The following is an 18,123-nucleotide window of genomic DNA, read 5'->3' on the forward strand; positions in this document are numbered from 1 at the left end:
TACGGCCGGCAACTCCGGGAATGTCTCGGCGGCGTGCCGGCCACCGCGAACGAAAGGAGGAATCGACCGTGAGGACCGTCGCGATCACGAGTGCGAGTGCCGGGGGCGGCCGGGCCGCCACTCACGCGTTCGCGCGACGCGCTGCCAAGGTCGCGCTGCCTGCCGGCGATCCGCGCGCGCTGCACGACGTCGCGTGCGAAGTGCGCGCGCATGGCGTCGAAGCGCTGCCGATCGCCGTCGACGTCGGCGACGCCGCCGCGCGCAAGCTGAACCGGTGAGCGCGATGCTAATCGAGGACTACGCGCTGATCGGCGACGGCCGCAGTGCCGCGCTCGTCGCGCTCGACGGCAGCATCGACTGGCTGTGCTGGCCGGACTTCGATTCGCCGCCATGCTTTGCCGCACTCGTCGGCACGCCGGACAACGGCCGCTTCCGCATCGGGCCGCGCGAGCCGGGAGCCCGCGCGACACGCCGCTACCTGCCCGGCAGCGCGGTGCTCGAAACGACGTTCGAGACGTCGTCTGGCTGCGTCGTCGTGATCGACTGGATGAACTGGGCGGCGCCCGACCCGTGCCTGATCCGCAGCGTGCGCGGCGAGCGCGGCACGGTCGAACTCGACGTCGATCTCGGCGTGCGCTTCGACTACGGCCACGCGTTGCCGTGGTGCCGGCGGCTCGGCCGGCGCTGGCGAATGATGACGGGCGGCGACGCGATGTGGCTCGATACCGACGCGCACCTCGACGTGCGGGACGACCGGCTCGTCGGCACGCAGCGGATCGCCGCGGGCGAGCGCGCGGATTTCTGCATCAGCTATGCGCGTTCATATGACCGGCCGCCGCCCTTGCCGGATGCGTACGCGTCGCTGCGCGACACGCTGGCGTCGTGGCGCGCCTGGTCGATGTGCAATACGGCGCAAGGCCCGTATCGCGACGCGATCGAGCGCGCGCTGATCACGGTGAAGCTGCTGTCGAGCGTGCGCACGGGCGGCATCGTCGCGGCGCCGACGAGCTCGCTGCCCGAATCCTTCGGCGGCATGCGCAACTGGGACTACCGGTACTGCTGGCTGCGCGACGCGAGCTTCACGCTGCGCGCGCTGGTGCGCTGCGGCTACCGCGACGAGGCGGCGCGCTGGCGCGACTGGCTGGTGCGCGCGATCGCCGATCATCCGGCGCAATTGCAGGTGCTGTACGCGGCCGACGGCGGCCGGCGGGCGGACGAATGGGAAGCCGCGCACCTGGCCGGTTACGAAGGCGCGCGGCCGGTGCGCTTCGGCAACGCGGCGGCCGAACAACTGCAGCTCGACGTGTACGGCGAAGTGCTGGCCGCGCTGTACCAGGCGCGCCGGCACGGGCTGCCGCCCGACGACGACGCATGGATGCTCGAGCGGCGACTGCTCGAGCATCTCGCGACGATCTGGCGCGAGCCGGACGAAGGGATCTGGGAAGTGCGCAGCGGCCGGCACCCGTTCACGTCGTCGAAGGTGATGGTATGGGCGGCCGTCGAAAGCGCGTGCCGCTCCGCGCACGCGTTCGATCATCACGCGCCGCTCGATGCGTGGCGGCGCTGGGCCGACACCGTGCATGCGGACGTCCTCGCGCGCGGCTACCACGCGAAACTCGGTCGCTTCGTCGACCGCTACGACGGTGACGGGCTCGACGTGAGCCTGCTGCTGATTCCGCTGACGGGGATGCTCGACGCGTCCGACCCGCGCGTCGCGGCGACGGTCGCCGCGATCGAGCGCGAGCTGGTCGAGGACGGCCTGCCGTTCCGTTATCGCCCGCCGCGCTTCGACGATGGTTGCGAGGGCAACGAGGGGGCGTTCGTCGCGGCCGGCTTCTGGCTGGTGCAGGTGTACCGGATGCAGGGACGCGACGCCGACGCGCACGCGCTGTTCGAGCGGCTGCTGCGCCTGCGCAACGACGTCGGTCTGCTGGCCGAGGAGTACGACGTGAAGGCGCGGCGCATGTGCGGGAATTTCCCGTTCGCGCTCGCGCAGGTCGGCCTGGTCAACGCGGCGCTCGCGCTGCAGGACGGCGGCGACGACGTCGACATCGGCTGACCCACCGCGCTGCGCCGCGCCGCGCGCGACGGGGCGGCACGACACGCGCACCGCGCCGTCCCGCCCGTGATGCGCTACGACCGGCTTGTCCCGCCCTTGCCACCGTGTTCGCCGTTGCCCGGCAGCACGGCCGACAGAACCTGCCGCGCGGTCTCGACGATCACGTTCGCCTCGCGTGCGTCGCCCTTCACCAGCGTTTGCGCGAAGTGCTTCGCCTGCTGCAGCGTCACGTGCGGCGGCAGCGGCGGCACTTCCGGATCGCTCTTGACCTCGAGCACGACCGGACGGTCGGACGCGAGCGCCTCGTCCCACGCGGCGCCGAGCTGCTCCGGGTCGTCGACGTAGATGCCCTTCAACCCGAGCAGCGTCGCGAAGCGGTAGTACGGCACATCCGGAATCTGCTGCGATGCGTCGAACTTCGGGTCGCCTTCCATCACGCGCTGCTCCCACGTGACCTGGTTCAGGTCCTCGTTGTTCAGCACCATGCAGATCCAGCGCGGATCGGGCCATTGCCGCCAGTACTTCGCGACGGTGATCAGCTCGGCCATGTTGTTCATCTGCATCGCGCCGTCGCCGACCATCGCGATCACGGGGCGCGCCGGGTGCGCGAACTTGGCGGCGATCGCATACGGCACGGCGGCGCCCATCGACGCGAGGCCGCCGGACAGCGAGCCCATCATCCCGCGCCGCATCATCAGGTCGCGCGCATACCAGTTTGCGCAGGAGCCCGAATCGCTCGTCAGGATCACGTCGCCGGGCAGCCGTGGCGACAGTTCGGTGAACGCGCGTTGCGGATTCACGCCGCGACCGGGGCTCGCCTGCGCGGCCGCGCGTGCCGCGAGCGTGTCGCGCCAGTCCGCATTCCATTTCGCGATCCGGTCGCGCCAGCCGGTGTCGTCCCGTTCCTTCAGCAGGGGCAGCAGCGCGCGCAACGTCTCGGCGCTGTCGCCGACGAGGTTGACCTCCATCGGGTAGCGCAGGCTCAGCATGTCGGCCTTCAGGTCGATCTGCACGCCGCGTGCCTCGCCTTCCTTCGGCAGGAATTCCGAATAAGGGAAACCGGAGCCCACGACGAGCAGCGTGTCGCATTCGCTCATCAGCTCGTAGCTCGGCCGGGTGCCGAGCAGCCCGATCGCGCCGGTCACCCACGGCAGGTCGTCGGGCAGCGCCGCCTTGCCGAGCAGCGCCTTCGCCGCGCCCGCGCCGAGGCGGTCGGCCACCGCGATCACCTCGTCGGTCGCACGCAGCGCGCCCGCGCCGACCAGCATCGCGACCCGCTTGCCGGCATTGAGCACGTCGGCCGCGCGCTGCAGGTCGTCGGGATAGGGCACCACCTTCGGCGGCGTGTAGCCGATCCCCGAATGCACGGTGCCGTGCGCGCGCTTCGGCGGCGCGTAGTCGAGCGTCTGGAGGTCGTTCGGCAGCACCAGCGCGGTGACCGTGCGCGCACCGAGCGCGATGCGCACCGCGCGGTCGACCAGGTGGCGCACCTGGCCCGGCACGACGGCAAGCTGGACGAATGCGCCCGCAACGTCCTTGAACAGCGCCGGCAGGTCGACTTCCTGCTGGTAGTGGCCGCCGAGCGCCGCGCGCGCCTGCTGGCCGACGATCGCGAGCACCGGCATGTGGTCGAGCCGCGCGTCGTACAGGCCGGTCACGAGGTGCGTCGCGCCGGGGCCCGAGGTCGCGACGCACACGCCGAGCTCGCCTGTAAATTTTGCATGCGCGGACGCCATGAAGGCGGCCATCTCCTCGTGGCGCGCCTGGATGAACGCGATCTTGCCCTCGGCCCGGCCGAGCGCGCCGAAGAAGCCGTTGATGCCGTCGCCCGGGTAGCCGTAGATGCGGCGCACGCCCCAGTCATACAGCCGTTCGACGATGAAATCCGCCACTGTCGCCATGCCGTTTCTCCTTGGTTCGGGATGAGCCGGTGCGCCGGGCGCGGGCGATCGCCGTGCGCGGCGTTGCCGGTGCGTCGCGCAATGCGCGTGCCGTGCGGGCGTGCCGGCTGCGTCGGGTACGGGCGTTGCAGGCAAGCGTTGCACGCGAAGAGCAGGCAACCGACCGTTCAATTCCCGAGGAGCCGTGACATGGATGCATTCACCCGCCGCCCGGTGCGCGCGGCCCGGCACTGCGCCGCCTGCGCACTGCTGGTCGCCGCCGCGGCAGCCGTATCGCCGGCCGGGGGCCAATTGCGCCCGCCCGACACCGTGACCGTTCCCGACACCTCGACCCAGGCGTACAAGCGCGCCGACCGCAGGATGATGGATGCGATGGAGGGCGCGCGTTATTCCGGCGACGCCGATCGCGATTTCGTGTCGCAGATGGCGCCGCATCACCAGGGTGCGATCGACATGGCACGGGTCGAGCTGAAGTACGGCAAGGACCCGACGCTGCGGCAGCTCGCGAGCCGCATCGTCGCCGCGCAGCGCGACGAGATCGTGTTGATGGAGCGCTGGCAGAAGATGCACGGCGCGACGCCGTGAGCGCCGGCCATCACGCGGTTGAGCGGGCGCGGTCGGTCGTGTCGCGGCGGGCCGCATCCGAGCAGGGGGCGGGGGCATGACCGACGGCGGATGCCGCATGCCCGCGGCCAGCACCCAGGCGGGTGATCCTGAAATTGCAACTAACGGTCAGTCGCATGCCCGCCCGCGGCACGGATACGCACGCGCGGCGGCAACGCACGTCGCCGGACGCTCGCGCATGAACCGGCTCGCAGGCCGCGGCCGGCTCGTGTACCGCGCCATTCGACGCGCGTCAACGACGCATGCCGCGGTTTTCGCGCCCGGCACCGTCCATGGCCGGCGGTGCTCGCCGGTCGCGGAATTTTCAAGCGCTTGTCATTTCGATCGCCCCGCCGCAGAGTAAGCCACGCGGCCCGGATGCCGCACCGGCGTGCGCGCAACGCCGCCGCGGCGGCGGCGTTGCGGCGAGGAACGGCACATGCTGCACGTGTCGGCGAAGCCCGGCTGTCCCGGGTATCGACCACGGTGCTCCCATGACTTCCAGAACACGCTCGAACAACCCGTTGTTGAATCTCGCGGTGGCCGTCGCGTGCGGCGCGGCGGCGATGTATTTCCTCGATCCGGCGTCGGGCCGGCGGCGGCGCGCGTACGTGCGCGACAAGGCCGCCGCGGGCCGCCACGGCGTGGTCGACTACGCGAATACGCAGGCGAAGCGCGCGGCCGACCATGCGCGCGGCGCGATCGCGGGGCTGCGCGCCGACTGGCTCGCCGGCGACGCGGACGACGCACTGGTCACCGAACGCGTGCGTGCCGCGCTGGGCCATCTGGTCGGGCGTCCGCGCGACGTCGACGTGACCGTCGAGCACGGGCACGTGCGCCTGAGCGGGCAGGTGGAAGAAGCGGAACGGCATGCCGTCGTCGACGGCGTGGCCGCGCTGCGCGGCGTGCAGACCGTCGAGGACGCGATGGGCGCACGCAGCGAATACAAGGCGCCGCCCGGCGGCCCGACGCACTGACGGCGACATCGGCTGCGCGCCGGCGGGCGCGGTGAACGAAGCACGACACGAATCCGGCGCACGCGTGGCGGCCGCAACGTCCGTCACGCCGCGCCTCATCCTGAGAACCGCTGATGACCGATCGTCCCTATCCCGCCACGACGCCCCCGGCACCGGAGCCCGACGCGCACCACGCGCTCGAAAGCCTGCTCGGCAGCCTCCACCGCCATGGCTTCCTGCGCTTCGCGAACGAGGTCGTCAGTGCGAATGCGCAGATGGCCGAGACTTTCGTCGGCGCGTTCGACAAGCCCGGCATGCAAAGCGGCATGCAGAACCTCGCGGCACTCGTGACGGCGCTGTCGCGGATTCCGCCGGAGCAGTTCGGCAAGGCCGTGTTCGCGGCAGCCGACGCGCTGCATCACATCGGCGCGTGGCAGCCGGCCGAGCACGAGCACGTCGCGCCCGGCGTGCGCGGCGCGTACCGGCTGTTGCACGACGAAGCGCTGTGGGATGCGCTGACGCCGCTGCTCGAAGGGTTGAAGGTGTTCGCGCAAGGCCTCGCGCGCGAGCCGGAGAATCCGGCGTCGTCCGCGCTCAGCGACAAGCCGGCGGACACGTGACGGCGGCGGGCGCACCGACCCGCGGCATGCAAGGGTTGTGCTGGCTCGCGATCGCTGCGCGTTCCGTCGTCGGCGGCGACAGCGGCATCGTGCCTAGCGGCACGCGCGCGAAAACAGCAGCGAATCGGCGTCGTTGAAGCGGATCCGCACCGGATCGGCATACCCGGCCTTCTGCGCGACGCGGATCGACGCGACGTTGGTCGGTGCGATCAGGCACACGCTGCGTTCGAACCGGTTCTGCGCATCGAGCCAGCCGAGCGCATGCACCAGCGCCTCGGTCGCATAGCCCTTGCCGTGCGCCCAGCTCGCGAGCGCCCAGCCGGCTTCCGGCACGCCGCGAATCGGCGGCTCGACCGCGCGGTGGAAGTCGGCGAAGCCGAGATCGCCGACATAGCGGCCCGTTGCCTTCTCGCGGATCGCCCAGTAGCCGTAGCCGAGCAGCGGCCACAGCCCGCGATACGCGAGCAGCCGCATCCACGAGTCGCGCGGCGCCGACGGCTTGCCGTTGAAGATGTGCTCGACGACGGTCGGCTCGGTCCACATCGCGGCGAGCGCGTCGAAGTCGCCGAGCGGATGGCCTTCGAGGATCAGGCGTGGCGTGTCGAGAACCGGCGGGGACGTGACGGGCGGCAGGGCGCGGGAGGTCATCGGGCGTTCCATGAGGAAAGGAAGGCGAAGGCGGCACGGTGCGCCGCGCTTGGGTCCCGTACGATACCGCGGAAACCGCGGCGCGGCCGCAAATCCCCGCCGGCAGCGGGGCATGCGAATCGCATCGCTGGGATAGCCGTCGCCCGACGGGGCCGGCACGGGATGGCGGCCGCGTGGCGGCAGCGCGCCCGTGCCGGCCGTTTCCTGTTTCCTACTTCCGGCTTTTCAGGAAGTTGCGGCCGTGCGCGGTGATCGATGCTCCGGAACGGCCATGCGCGGCATGGCTGACGAAGCCCGCGCCGACGAGTTCCTGCTCGACCGACCAGCCGAGCGCCGGCGCATCGCGGCCGTAGCGCACGTCGGCGAGGCGCTCGAGCGCCCAGAGCGCGGACGCGGACAGGTTGGGGGTATTGGACGTGACGTTGTCGTTCATCGCTTCCTCAGGGGACGGGTGATTCAGGGTGAACGGCACGAGGCCGTGGGATCGGGCGACGCGGCGCGCGGCGGCGTCAGCCCGCCTGCAGCAACGGCAGCAGCGCCTGGAGCGCGGCTTCCTCGTCGGGGCCGGTGGCAAGCATCTGCGCCGACGTGCCGCCATGCATCTGCAGCGCGGCGATGGCCGTTGCGTCCTTCGCGCTGCCGCTGAGCCCGTTGGCGAGCAGCAGGATCTCGCTTTGGAAGCGGTGCGCCGCCGCGACGATCGCGTCGCGGGACGCGGCCGCACGGCCGCGGTTCCATGCGGGGCCGATTTCAACGTAGACGACGGTTGCCACGTGCGGATCAGCCTCGGGGAAAATCGCCGGAACGGCGTGCAATGGCCGGCCGGCAACACGGCGGGAACGCGCGGCGCGCGGCTTCCCGACGGAGCGCCGCGCGCCGTGCATCGCGTGCCGGTGCGGCATTCATCTCGAACATGTCGACATCCTCAGCGAAACCGCCATCAAGTCCGGCGAATGATCGAAAGCTGACGATTATAATACGACAACTGGATTATGTGTATTGCATTATAATGTCGTGTGCGCGTTGCGCTGCCCTGCCGATCCGTGGATCGCAGCGGTGCGCGCGCGGTCCGGGCCACGTGCTTGCGTGCCCGGTATTTTTTTTCGATTGACCTGAACCCCCACCGAATGGAAGCTGCAATGAACGCCGCCCCCGCCTGCCCGCAATGCGCGATGGAAAACACCTACCCGGACGGCACGCTTTACGTGTGCGCGGACTGCGGCCATGAATGGTCGGCCGGCGCCGGCGCCGAAGCGGGCGACGAACCGGCGGGCGACGTCGTCAAGGACGCGAACGGCAACGTGCTGTCGGACGGCGATTCCGTCGTGCTGATCAAGGATTTGCGCGTGAAGGGCTCGTCGATCACGCTGAAGATGGGCACCAAGGTGAAGAGCATCCGTCTCGTCGGCGGCGATCACGAAGTCGATTGCAAGACCGACATGGGCGGCTTCATGCTGAAGGCCTGCTACCTGAAGAAGGTATGACCGCACGCGGCGCGACCGACGCTCCGATCAACCGGGCCTGCCGAGCATGAGCGAGGATCGAGCGTCCTATGACGCATTCCTGCAGTTCCTGGCGATGCCGTTGAACGACGGCCGGCCGTTCGTGCTCGAGACGAAGCACGCGGTGTCGCTGCACTTCGACCACTTCGGCACGCAGAGCTTCATGTCGCTGCAGGATCCGGTCAGGCTCGAACTCGGTTATACGCGCGTGATGATGGGTTTCCTGCTGCTGCAGCCGGTGCCGGCGCGCATCTGCATGATCGGGCTCGGCGGCGGATCGCTCGCGAAATACTGCTATCGGCACCTGCCCGACACGGCGATCGACGCGGTCGAGATCAACCCGGACGTGATCGCGCTGCGCGAGGTGTTCCGGATTCCGCAGGACGACGCGCGCTTCGCGGTGGTCTGCGCGGACGGCGCCGACTACGTGGCAAGGCCCGAGGTCCGGGCGGACGTGATCCTGCACGACGCGTTCGTTGCCGACGGCATGCCGGGCAGTTGCACGGGCGTGGCCTTTCTCGACGCGTGCCGTGCGCGGCTGAGCGAAACGGGCGTGCTCGCGATCAACTTCATGGACGACGATCCGGCGTTGCCGCGGCATCTCGAGCAACTGCGCGCGGTGTTCGACGATTCGTATGCGCTGGTGCCGTGCGGCGACGACAACAACTTCATCGCGTTCGCGTGGAAGAACGGCAACCCGTTGCCGTCGCTGCGGATCCTGCTCGAACGCGCGCTCGGGTTCGGTTCGGCCGGCGCGCTCAAGCTGTCGTCCACCGCCCGGCGCATGAAGGCCGGGGAGGGCATCGATCCCGCGCGGCTCGTGTGGCGCGCGCGTGAACATGCACGGTGGGAGATCTGCGCGTGACGGCGCCGGGTTCGGCCGGGCTTACTTCACCCGCTTGCCGAGCGTGCTCTTCGTCTTGTACGTGACGCCGTGTTTGTCGAGATACTCGCGGATCAACTGACGCACGACTTGCGACGGCGTGAGATCCTGCTCCGCGCAGAGCAGGTCGAACGCTTCTTTCTTCGCGGGGTCGATCAGGACGGTCAGGCGGGCGGTTTTCGTTTCCATCGTGAGGCGGGCGCGGTCGATATGTTAATCAAATTATAATCCATCCGTTTTCGCTGCTCTGTCCGAATGCGCGATTGTGGTGTGCGCACGAACTCGCGACGCCGGCATTCGCGCGCTGAGAACGGATCGTCGATCGCGCGGCAAACATGATAACCGGATTATCATGCCCTGTTGGCCGTATGGGGCTTTAAGTACAATGTCGGACGTGGCTGCCGGCAGCCGGGCTGCCCAAGCGGCGCCGGCGTTTGCGCGATGGGCGCCGGCCGCTTCCGTTTCCATGCGGCCCGTGCGGGCCGTCACCGCGGCGCTGCCTGGCCGTTGCTTCGCCATTACTACACGCCACTCCGCTACACGCCACTCCGATATCCGCCTCATGACCCCGATCAAGTTCGTTCTCCGCTATACGGCGATTCCGTTTGCAGCCATCGTGGCCGTCGTGGTGTGGGCCGTCGTGCCGTCGTCGAAAGAGATCGACGCGCGGCAATATGCCGCGCTGTCGCGCGGATACGCGAGCTTTCCGCTACCGTTTCGGCATGAGATATCGGAAGCGATGGAGCAGGGCCGGATCAGCGACCGCCATTACCAGACGCTCGTGCGCGATTCGCTGGGTAATGGCGTGGCGCTGGACTGGCCGGCGTCGGGCGTCGCCGACGTCGCTGCCGAGCGGCAAAGGCTGGCCGAACTGCTGAAGACCGATTCGGGTCTGGAGGAACACAAACAATGAAGATTGCGCTGGTTTCGGCGGCTTTCGTGATGATTATCGGAAGCCTGGTTTTCGCGTTGTATTTCATGAATCACGACCGCGGCGGAAGCAAGCGGATGGCGTGGTCGCTGGCGGCGCGCGTCGGGTTGTCGATCACGCTGTTCCTGTCGCTGCTGATCGCATACCGGCTCGGGTGGATCGAACCGACGGGGCTGCCGATCGGGCGGTGATGGGCGGCATTCGGTCGCGCGTCGACCGGCGCGCCGGGCGCCGGTGATCTGGATCGCCGATCCGATACGGGAGAAGGGAGAACCGGCCGATCGACCCGGGCGACCCGATCGCACCGGGCCTGCCGATCTTCACGCCGTAGCGATCGGGCATGCGCGCGACCTGGCCGGTGCGTTGCCGTGGCGAGCTCGCGCATTCGTGGCGGCGAACCGTCAACCCACGACCAGATGAACGACGATCAGCAGCAGCGCAATGAATGCGCCAAGCGCAACGAACGCGGCAATGACTACCGCGAACGGGTTGAGTTGCGTGGCATCCGCTTCGAGATTCTTTCGTTTGTTGACGCCGAGAAACGCCAGGAAGACCGCGCGGAACGCACGCACGATCTGGTCTTTACCTTTTTCAGTCATACAGTTTTCCTTCGCCTCAATAAAAGTTGCAGGGATACCGATACCGCGCGTCGCGACGCGCGTGAGCATCGCGTTTCCGTTTGCACGCGGATCGTTCGGTGGCTGTGCGCCGGGGCCGGCTTGCGTTCGAACGAGACGACGTCATGGATCCGGATATCCGCCCCTCATCGGCCGCCTGAAGGATTGCCGCGGGCATCCGCTTCAGGCTCCGCGTGATCGGCAGGCGGTCAGGATGCCGCGCAGCAAATCGACCGGAGGGGGCGGGCATCCGGGGATGGTCACGTCGACGGGCAGGACCGACGAAACGGGGCCGCACACCGCATAGCTGTCGGCAAAGATGCCGCCCGTGCATGCGCACTCGCCGGCCGCGACGACGAGTTTCGGCGCCGGCGTGGCGTCGTACGCGGCAAGCACGGCGGCCTTCATGTTCAGCGTGACGGGGCCGGTCACGAGCAGCAGATCCGCATGGCGCGGGCTGGCGACGAATTTGATCCCGAGCCCTTCGATGTTGTAGTACGGGTTGTTCAGCGCGTGGATCTCCAGCTCGCAACCATTGCACGAACCCGCGTCGATCTGCCGGATGCACAAGGCGCGGCCGAGGAGGTCGAGTATGTCCTGACGAATCTGCTGCGCCTCGTGTCGCCACGCGGCTTCGGTGGCCGGCACGGGTTCGTCGGGAAAGTCGGTGCGCGCGAATTGACGGATGAGTTGCCACATCAGAGATCGTGCCCCGCGTAGTTCAGGTTGAACGACTTGTTGATCAGCGGGAAATCGGGAACGATGTTGCCGATGATCGCGTGCTCGAGCGCCGGCCAGTTCTGCCAGGACGGATCGTGGCAATGGCAGCGCGCGATGGCATCGCCCGATGCCGTCTCGAGCGCGACGAACACGTCGCCGCGCCAGCCCTCCACCCAGCCGATGCCCGCGGATGGCGCCGCCGCGGGCATGACGGCGGCGGCGATCGGCCCCTCCGGAAGATTCGCGAGCAGGTCGGTCATCAGGCGCAGCGATTCGTCGATTTCGGCAAACCGCACGGCGACCCGCGCCGCAACGTCGCCGCGCGCATCGCTGGCCGCCTGGACGGCCAGGTCGTGGTACGGGGCCGGCCGCAGGTTCGCGCGCACGTCGAAGGTCTGGCCGCTGGCGCGGGCGGCCATGCCGCGCACGCCGAAATGCGCGACGACGTCGGCATTCAGGCGGCCGGTGCCGAGAAACCGGTCCTGCAGCCCGGACTGGTCCTCGTAGATCTTGCGCATCACGTGCACGTCGCGTGCAATGCGTTCGCACTGTTCGGTGAGGATCGCCGCGTCTTCCGGATCGATGTCGACGGCCAGCCCGCCCGGCACGATCCGGTCCATCAGGTAGCGATGCCCGATGACGCCGCCGTTGGTCCGGATCCAGTTCTCCTTGAGCCGCGAGAACTGCGCGAGACCGAACGCGAATCCGGCATCGTTGCCGAGCGCGCCGAGGTCGCCGAGGTGATTGGCGATGCGCTCGCGCTCGAGCAGGAGGGCGCGCAGCACCAGCGCACGCGCCGGCACGGCTGTGCCGCATGCCTGTTCGAGCGCCATGCAATATGCCCACGAGAACGCGACGGTCGAATCGCCGGCGATCCGGCCCGCAACGCGATGGCCGTTCGATGCGGCCGTCCGTTCGAACAGCCGTTCGACGCCGCGATGTACATAGCCGAGCCGTTCCTCGAGCCGCAGCACCTTCTCGCCGACGACGGAAAACCGGAAATGGCCCGGCTCGATGATGCCGGCGTGAATCGGCCCGACCGCGATTTCGTGCACGCCGTCGCCGGCAACCTGCACGAACGGATAATCCGCTTCGTTCGATTCGAATCGCTCGATGCCGGTTGCCTGCTTCTGCAGCGGAAAGTAGTCGTCGGGCCAGTTGCCGTGATTGAGCCACGGGCGCGTGTCGCGCGCATAGCGCGCGCGCAGGCCGGTCAGGTCGAAAATGGCGCGCTGCATCCGCGTCGCGGCGGGAAACACGCCCGCGAGATCGGGATAGTCGCCGTCGGCCCGCGGTTCGTGCCCTGTCGCGAGACGCACCCACAGGACGCCGTCGTCGCATTCGTACGCCGCATTGACCGAAAATGCGCGCGCGCGCGTTTCGCCGCCCCACATCGCGACGAGCCGGCTTTGCTCCCTCCGCGCGGCATGCGCGATGTCGAGCCAGCGCGGTTCGTCCACGTCAACCACGGCAGCCGGAACCTGGCCTGCCGCGTGCCGCAGGCGCGTCGAGCCGTCCGCCTGAATCAAGTCGAGTCGCATCGTTCACCCTGCCAGCATCGTCGCCGCCTGGCGGTACCACATGGCCAGGTAAGGCGGCACGTACAGGCCCAGCATCAGGCCGAGTCCCAGATGCACGAACACCGGCAGCAGCGCCGGCCGGTGTTCGAGCGGCGTCGCCGTCGTCGTTTCGCCGAACACCATCCGCTGCACGCGCGCGAAGATCGCCGCGAACGCGACGGCGAGCCCGAGCAGCAGCAACGGCGCGGTCCACGGGAGCGTGTTCATGGCCGTCGTCAGGATCAGGAATTCGCTCGCGAACACACCGAACGGCGGCAGGCCGAGAATCGCAAGCGTGCCGAGCATCATGGCCCAGCCGACCGTCGGGCTGACCTGCAGCAGCCCGCGAATGCCGTCGATCGCCTGCGTGCCGGCCTTCTGCGCGGCATGGCCGACCGCGAAGAAGATCGCCGACTTGACGAGGGAATGGACCGTCATGTGCAGCAGCCCGGCGAACGTCGCGATCGGGCCGCCGAGCCCGAATGCGAACGTCATCAAGCCCATATGCTCGATCGACGAGTACGAGAACAGGCGCTTCACGTCCTTCTGCCGGAACAGCGAGAACGACGCGATCAGGACCGACACGAGCCCGAACCCGACCAGCAGCCGCCCCGGCAGGCCATTGCCGAGCGCGCCGTCGGCCAGGACCTTGCAGCGCAGCACCGCGTACAGCGCAACGTTCAGCAGCAGGCCGGACAGCACCGCCGAAATCGGCGTCGGACCTTCGGCGTGCGCGTCCGGCAGCCAGCTGTGCATCGGCACGAGGCCGACCTTGGTCCCGTAGCCGACCAGCAGGAACACGAAGGCGATCGACACGATCGTCGGGTCGAGCTGCGTGCGGACGGCGGCCAGGCTCGTCCACAGCAGCGCGTCGCCGTCGGTCAGCTGCCGGCTCGCGGCGAGGTACAGCAGGATCGTGCCGAACAGCGCCTGGGCGATGCCCACGCCGCACAGGATGAAGTACTTCCATGCGGCTTCGAGGCTGGCGGCGGTTCGGTAGACGCTGACGAGCAATACGGTGGCGAGCGTGGCGGCTTCCATGGCGACCCACAGCACGCCGACGTTGTCGGTCAGCAGCGCGAGCAGCATCGCGAACATGAAGAGCTGATACATGCTGTGATAGAGCCGCATCCGTGCGGCCGTCATCCGGCCGCGGGCTTCCTCGATCTGCATGTAGGGCCGGGAAAACAGCGACGTCGTCCAGCCGACGAACGCCGTGAGCGCAACGAGATAGACATTCAGCGGATCGACGAAAAACGCGCGTCCGAATGCGAACGACGGGCCGTGCTCGACGGTGCGCGCGGCCAGCACCAGCGTCGCCGCGAAGGTCAGGAAGCTGAAGCCGACGTTCAGCTGGCGCGCGACCCGGCTCGGCCGCACGCAGGCGAGGCACGCGGCGCCCGCGAGCGGCAGCCCGAGCACGGCGAGCACGACGTGGGCGTCATTCATCTTTGAGTTTCTCGAGGTGATGGATGTCCAGGCTGTCGAACTGCTCGCGAATCTGGAACATGAAGACGCCCAGAATCAGGATGCCGATCAGCACGTCGAGCCCGATGCCGAGCTCGACGATCATCGGCATGCCGTTGGTCGCGGCCGCCGCCGCGAAGAACAGCCCGTTTTCCATCGACAGGAAGCCGATCACCTGTGGAATGGCCTTGGCGCGCGTGATCATCGCCATGAACGACAGCAGCACGCACGCGAGCGCAATGCCGAGCGTGCCGCGCGCGACCGAGGTCGCGAGCTGGCTGATCGGCGCGGCGACGTTGAACGCGACGATCACGAGGACGATGCCGATCAGCAGCGTGGTCGGGATGTTGATGAGCGGTTCGACGTCGGTCTTGACGTCGAGCCTGCGCACGAGCCGATACAGGAACCACGGAATCACGCCGACCTTCAGCACGAGCGTCAGCCCGGCGGACACATACAGGTGCACGTCGGCCGTGACGAAGCCGAGGATCAGGTTCGCCGACACGAGCGCGACGCCCTGCAGCGTATAGAGATGGATCAGGGACAGGATCCGGCGCTGGCTCAGCATCGCGAACGACAGCATCAGCAGCACGGCCGCGAGGAAGTTGATCAGTTGTGTCGCGTAGGCGTGCATTCATGCCCCCAGCAGCAGGTGGACGAGCATGCCGATCACGGCCAGCAGGAAGGCCGTGGCCAGGAATTCCGGTACCCGGAAGATGCGCATCTTCGCGTTGGCCGTTTCGACCACGGCGAGCGCGACACCGCCTGCCGTCAGCTTGATGAAGAGCACCGGCACCGCCAGCAGCAGCGCGACCGGATCGCCCGCATTCGCGATGCCCCAGGGCACGAACAACGCGAGACCGATGCACGAATACGCGAACAGCTTGAGGCTTGCCGCCCATTCCATCAACGCAAGGTGCCGCCCCGAATATTCGAGGATCAGCGCCTCGTGGATCATCGTGAGCTCGAGGTGGGTGGTCGGATTGTCGACCGGCAGCCGCGCATTTTCGGCCAGCGCGACCAGCGTGAACGCGATGCCGGCGAACGCCAGGCTCGGATAGATCGTGAGCTCGCCGCGGCCGAGCGTCGCGACGATGCTCGTCAGCAGCGTCGACTGCGTAATCAGCGAGGCCGACAGGAGCACCATCAGCAATGCCGGCTCCGCGAGGAAGCCGATCAGCATTTCGCGGCGCGCGCCGAGCGTGCCGAACGCCGTGCCGACGTCCATCGCCGCGAGCGACAGCGCGACGCGCGCGAGCGCGAACAGGCCGACGAGCGCGATCGCATCGGCGGCGGGCGACAGCGGCAACTCGGTCGACAGGGTCGGCACGATTGCGCACGCGAGCGTCATGGCGGCCCAGACGACATAGGGCGCGCCGCGGAACACGGGGCTCGCGCCGTGCGCGATGACCGATTCCTTGTTGAACAGCTTGTGGAGCATCCGGTACGGCTGCCAGATGGACGGCGCGCGCCGGTTCTGAAGCCAGGCGCGGCATTGGTTGACCCACCCCGTGAGCAATGGCGCGGCCGCGATCGCTATCACGATTTCGAGAGTCTGCGAGATGACGCCGGACAGGGTTACCATCGTCTCACCAACATCAGCAGCACGATCAGCACGACGAAACTGTAGGTCAGGTAAACCGCGATCTTGCCCGTCTGCAGGCGGCCTGCCCAGTCGGCGGCGCGTTGCGTGAGCGCCGCGATGCGCGCGTAGAGCGCGGACCAGGTGCGATCGGTCACCGACACCCGGTAGGCCGGCTGGGTGTCGAACGGCGACGGCAATTGCCGCTCGATGTGCAGCAGCGGTGCGAAGATTTCGCGGATCGGCTGCCCGAATCCTTCCGCCGTATCCTGCATGCGCGCGGTCGTGAACGGGAAGCCGCAGCCCCAGGGGGCCGCGCGGCGCAGCCGGCCGTGATAGAAACGCCGCACCAGCACCCACGCGAGCCCGCAGCAGGCGATGAAGAACAGCATGAACGCCGCCGGCATGTAGCTCGCGCGAGCGGCCGACACGGGCGCGAACAGCAGCCAGCCATGATTGTCCGCGCCGACGCCGGCGCCGACCAGCGTGTGCGTGACGCGATCCAGCAGCTTGACGAACTGGGCGGGCATCAGCCCGAGCAGCACGCTGGCGGCCGCGAACCAGCAGAACGCGAGCCGTTCCCACGCGTTCGCGTCGCGGGCGCGGTTCAGCTTCGCTTCTCTCGGCTGCCCGAGGAACACGATGCCGAAGAACTTGACCATCGTGTAGCCGGCCAGCGCGGCCGACATGGCGATCAGCGCGGCGGCGATCGGCACCGTCATCGCGAGCACCGAATCCGGCAACCGCGGCGCGAACAGAAAGCCCTGCAACAGCAGCCACTCGGCCACGAAACCGCTTAGCGGCGGCAGGCCCGCGCTGGCCGCGACGCCCGCGAGGACGGCCCACGCGGTCCACGGCATGAAGCGGATCAGTCCGCCGAGCCTGCCGAGGTTGCGCTCGCCGGTGGCGTGGAGCACGGCGCCCGTGCCCAGGAACAGCAGGCTCTTGAACGCCGCATGCGCAACGATCTGGTAGAGCATCGCGGTCAGCGCGAGCGCCGACAGGCTCGTCATCCCGTACGCGCGGAACAGCACCGCGAGACCCAGCGCGACGAGCATCAGGCCGACGTTGTCGATCGACGAATAGGCGAGCAGGCGCTTCATGTCGACCTGGATGGTGCTGAACACCACGCCGAGCAGCGCGGTGCCGAGCCCCAGCATGAGCAGCAGCACGCCCCACCACGCAATCTGCACGTGCAACAGGTCGAACAGCACGCGCAGCAGGCCGTACAGGCCGACTTTCAGCACGAATCCGCTGAGGAGCGCAGAGACCGGCGACGGCGCCGCGGGGTGCGCCTCCGGCAGCCACACATGCAGCGGGAAGATCCCCGCCTTTGCGCCGAACCCGACGAGCGCGAACAGGAAGGCGAACGACGCGGGCAGGGCATCCAGCGACTGCGCGCGCAGGTTGGCGAAGGTGTAGTCGCCGGTGCGCGCCTGCAGAATGCCGAAGCAGAGCAGCAGCGCCAGCGCGCCGACGTGCGAGATCAGGAAATACAGGTAACCGGCCCGGCGGATCTCGCCGATCCGGTGGTTGGTCATGACGAGAAACGTCGCGGACAGCGTCAGCGTCTCCCAGGCGACCATGAATACATAGGCGTCGTCGGCGATCAACACCAGCGCGATGCTTGCGACGCAGACGTGGTATTCGAAGCAGATCAGCCCGGGCGCGGATCCTTCGCCCTTGCGGAAATATCCGGCTGAAAAGGCGCCGATCCCCGTGCCGACGAGGCCGAGCACGAACAGGAAATAGCCGGACAGGCGATCGAGACGCAGATGAAAGGGCAGGCCGGGAAGCCCGATCGGCAGCACCGCGGCAGACGGCTCGGCAAGGATGCCGGCGAGGCCCGCCGCGCCGACGAGCAGCCCGACCAGCGCGCCGAGCGGAAAGAGGCCGTGGGCAACCAGTCGCGTGCGGCGCAGCGCCCCGAGCCCCAGCGTGCCGACCGCGAGCCACGCGGCCACGGCCAGCAGGACGAAATGGACGACCGGCACGGGTGCCATCCGGAATGTCTCCAGTACGCTCGGGTTGGACGAGGTGATGGAAAGACCGCTTCTTCCGCAGCCTGTTCCTGC

The 18,123-nt window shown here is 68.5% G+C and carries 21 protein-coding genes; 9 read left to right on the top strand and 12 right to left on the bottom strand.

Features of this window, described 5'->3' with window-relative positions; all coding sequences use genetic code 11:
• Nucleotides 1-68 precede the first annotated feature (68 nt).
• Entirely contained in the window at nucleotides 69-278 is a 210-nt protein-coding gene (locus tag DIE17_RS02465) for an SDR family NAD(P)-dependent oxidoreductase (RefSeq protein WP_260427856.1), read from the top strand.
• Between the two features lie 5 nt (nucleotides 279-283).
• On the top strand, nucleotides 284-2,059 hold the full coding sequence (locus DIE17_RS02470; protein WP_124519717.1) for a glycoside hydrolase family 15 protein: 1,776 nt from the start codon (nucleotides 284-286) through the stop codon (nucleotides 2,057-2,059).
• Nucleotides 2,060-2,133: 74 nt separating this feature from the next.
• Here DIE17_RS02470 and DIE17_RS02475 read toward each other — a convergent pair whose 3' ends face one another.
• Complete coding sequence (locus tag DIE17_RS02475; RefSeq protein ID WP_124519718.1) at nucleotides 2,134-3,960, bottom strand: thiamine pyrophosphate-requiring protein; 1,827 nt, start codon at nucleotides 3,958-3,960, stop codon at nucleotides 2,134-2,136.
• 189 nt (nucleotides 3,961-4,149) lie between these two features.
• Here DIE17_RS02475 and DIE17_RS02480 point away from each other — a divergent pair, with 189 nt between their 5' ends.
• The 3 genes from DIE17_RS02480 to DIE17_RS02490 all read left to right on the top strand — a co-directional run bounded on the left by DIE17_RS02480 (nucleotide 4,150) and on the right by DIE17_RS02490 (nucleotide 6,139).
• Nucleotides 4,150-4,545, top strand: a complete 396-nt coding sequence (locus DIE17_RS02480) for a DUF305 domain-containing protein (protein ID WP_124519719.1) — start codon at nucleotides 4,150-4,152, stop codon at nucleotides 4,543-4,545.
• A gap of 512 nt (nucleotides 4,546-5,057) precedes the next feature.
• On the top strand, nucleotides 5,058-5,540 hold the full coding sequence (locus tag DIE17_RS02485; RefSeq protein ID WP_044843441.1) for a BON domain-containing protein: 483 nt from the start codon (nucleotides 5,058-5,060) through the stop codon (nucleotides 5,538-5,540).
• Nucleotides 5,541-5,653: 113 nt separating this feature from the next.
• A complete protein-coding gene (locus DIE17_RS02490) occupies nucleotides 5,654-6,139 on the top strand; it encodes a DUF1641 domain-containing protein (RefSeq protein WP_124485837.1) in 486 nt (161 codons plus the stop codon).
• Nucleotides 6,140-6,232: 93 nt separating this feature from the next.
• Here the strand turns inward: DIE17_RS02490 and DIE17_RS02495 are convergent, their stop codons facing one another.
• The 3 genes from DIE17_RS02495 to DIE17_RS02505 all read right to left on the bottom strand — a co-directional run bounded on the left by DIE17_RS02495 (nucleotide 6,233) and on the right by DIE17_RS02505 (nucleotide 7,689).
• Nucleotides 6,233-6,787, bottom strand: a complete 555-nt coding sequence (locus DIE17_RS02495) for a GNAT family N-acetyltransferase (RefSeq protein ID WP_260427855.1) — start codon at nucleotides 6,785-6,787, stop codon at nucleotides 6,233-6,235.
• Between the two features lie 211 nt (nucleotides 6,788-6,998).
• Nucleotides 6,999-7,220, bottom strand: coding sequence for a hypothetical protein (locus tag DIE17_RS02500; protein ID WP_044843444.1), 222 nt, complete (start codon nucleotides 7,218-7,220; stop codon nucleotides 6,999-7,001).
• Between the two features lie 76 nt (nucleotides 7,221-7,296).
• Nucleotides 7,297-7,689 carry an HPr family phosphocarrier protein gene (locus DIE17_RS02505; RefSeq protein ID WP_260427854.1) on the bottom strand — a complete coding sequence of 131 codons (393 nt, stop codon included), beginning with the start codon at nucleotides 7,687-7,689 and terminating at the stop codon, nucleotides 7,297-7,299.
• A gap of 237 nt (nucleotides 7,690-7,926) precedes the next feature.
• Here DIE17_RS02505 and DIE17_RS02510 point away from each other — a divergent pair, with 237 nt between their 5' ends.
• Nucleotides 7,927-8,271 (top strand): zinc ribbon domain-containing protein YjdM, encoded by a 345-nt coding sequence (locus DIE17_RS02510; protein ID WP_044843445.1) that lies wholly within the window; start codon nucleotides 7,927-7,929, stop codon nucleotides 8,269-8,271.
• Nucleotides 8,272-8,317: 46 nt separating this feature from the next.
• A complete protein-coding gene (locus DIE17_RS02515) occupies nucleotides 8,318-9,154 on the top strand; it encodes a spermidine synthase (protein WP_124485840.1) in 837 nt (278 codons plus the stop codon).
• 21 nt (nucleotides 9,155-9,175) lie between these two features.
• On the opposite strand, the gene DIE17_RS02520 is transcribed toward DIE17_RS02515, so the two are convergent.
• The gene (locus DIE17_RS02520) at nucleotides 9,176-9,361 is read right to left on the bottom strand and encodes a ribbon-helix-helix protein, CopG family (protein ID WP_044843447.1); all 186 of its coding nucleotides are present in this window, start codon (nucleotides 9,359-9,361) and stop codon (nucleotides 9,176-9,178) included.
• 373 nt (nucleotides 9,362-9,734) lie between these two features.
• Here DIE17_RS02520 and DIE17_RS02525 point away from each other — a divergent pair, with 373 nt between their 5' ends.
• Complete coding sequence (locus DIE17_RS02525) at nucleotides 9,735-10,085, top strand: hypothetical protein (protein WP_044843448.1); 351 nt, start codon at nucleotides 9,735-9,737, stop codon at nucleotides 10,083-10,085.
• Nucleotides 10,082-10,294, top strand: coding sequence for a DUF2909 domain-containing protein (locus tag DIE17_RS02530; RefSeq protein ID WP_044843449.1), 213 nt, complete (start codon nucleotides 10,082-10,084; stop codon nucleotides 10,292-10,294). Before DIE17_RS02525 ends, DIE17_RS02530 begins: the two co-directional genes overlap by 4 nt.
• Before the next feature lie 210 nt (nucleotides 10,295-10,504).
• Here the strand turns inward: DIE17_RS02530 and DIE17_RS02535 are convergent, their stop codons facing one another.
• The 7 genes from DIE17_RS02535 to hyfB form a co-directional block, all read right to left on the bottom strand.
• Nucleotides 10,505-10,702, bottom strand: coding sequence for a DUF2970 domain-containing protein (locus DIE17_RS02535; RefSeq protein ID WP_044843450.1), 198 nt, complete (start codon nucleotides 10,700-10,702; stop codon nucleotides 10,505-10,507).
• A gap of 201 nt (nucleotides 10,703-10,903) precedes the next feature.
• The gene (locus DIE17_RS02540) at nucleotides 10,904-11,419 is read right to left on the bottom strand and encodes an NADH-quinone oxidoreductase subunit B family protein (RefSeq protein ID WP_044843451.1); all 516 of its coding nucleotides are present in this window, start codon (nucleotides 11,417-11,419) and stop codon (nucleotides 10,904-10,906) included.
• Nucleotides 11,419-12,981, bottom strand: coding sequence for an NADH-quinone oxidoreductase subunit C (locus tag DIE17_RS02545; RefSeq protein WP_124519721.1), 1,563 nt, complete (start codon nucleotides 12,979-12,981; stop codon nucleotides 11,419-11,421). Before DIE17_RS02545 ends, DIE17_RS02540 begins: the two co-directional genes overlap by 1 nt.
• A 3-nt stretch (nucleotides 12,982-12,984) precedes the next feature.
• The gene (locus DIE17_RS02550; RefSeq protein ID WP_124519722.1) at nucleotides 12,985-14,448 is read right to left on the bottom strand and encodes a hydrogenase 4 subunit F; all 1,464 of its coding nucleotides are present in this window, start codon (nucleotides 14,446-14,448) and stop codon (nucleotides 12,985-12,987) included.
• On the bottom strand, nucleotides 14,441-15,100 hold the full coding sequence (locus DIE17_RS02555) for a formate hydrogenlyase (protein ID WP_044843454.1): 660 nt from the start codon (nucleotides 15,098-15,100) through the stop codon (nucleotides 14,441-14,443). Before DIE17_RS02555 ends, DIE17_RS02550 begins: the two co-directional genes overlap by 8 nt.
• Entirely contained in the window at nucleotides 15,101-16,051 is a 951-nt protein-coding gene (locus DIE17_RS02560; RefSeq protein ID WP_044843455.1) for a respiratory chain complex I subunit 1 family protein, read from the bottom strand.
• A complete protein-coding gene (gene hyfB / locus DIE17_RS02565; protein WP_124519723.1) occupies nucleotides 16,045-18,051 on the bottom strand; it encodes a hydrogenase 4 subunit B in 2,007 nt (668 codons plus the stop codon). Before hyfB ends, DIE17_RS02560 begins: the two co-directional genes overlap by 7 nt.
• Between the last annotated feature and the right edge of the window lie 72 nt (nucleotides 18,052-18,123).

Source organism: Burkholderia sp. Bp9099 (assembly GCF_003857805.1).
In the GTDB taxonomy this organism is placed as follows: Bacteria; Pseudomonadota; Gammaproteobacteria; order Burkholderiales; family Burkholderiaceae; genus Burkholderia.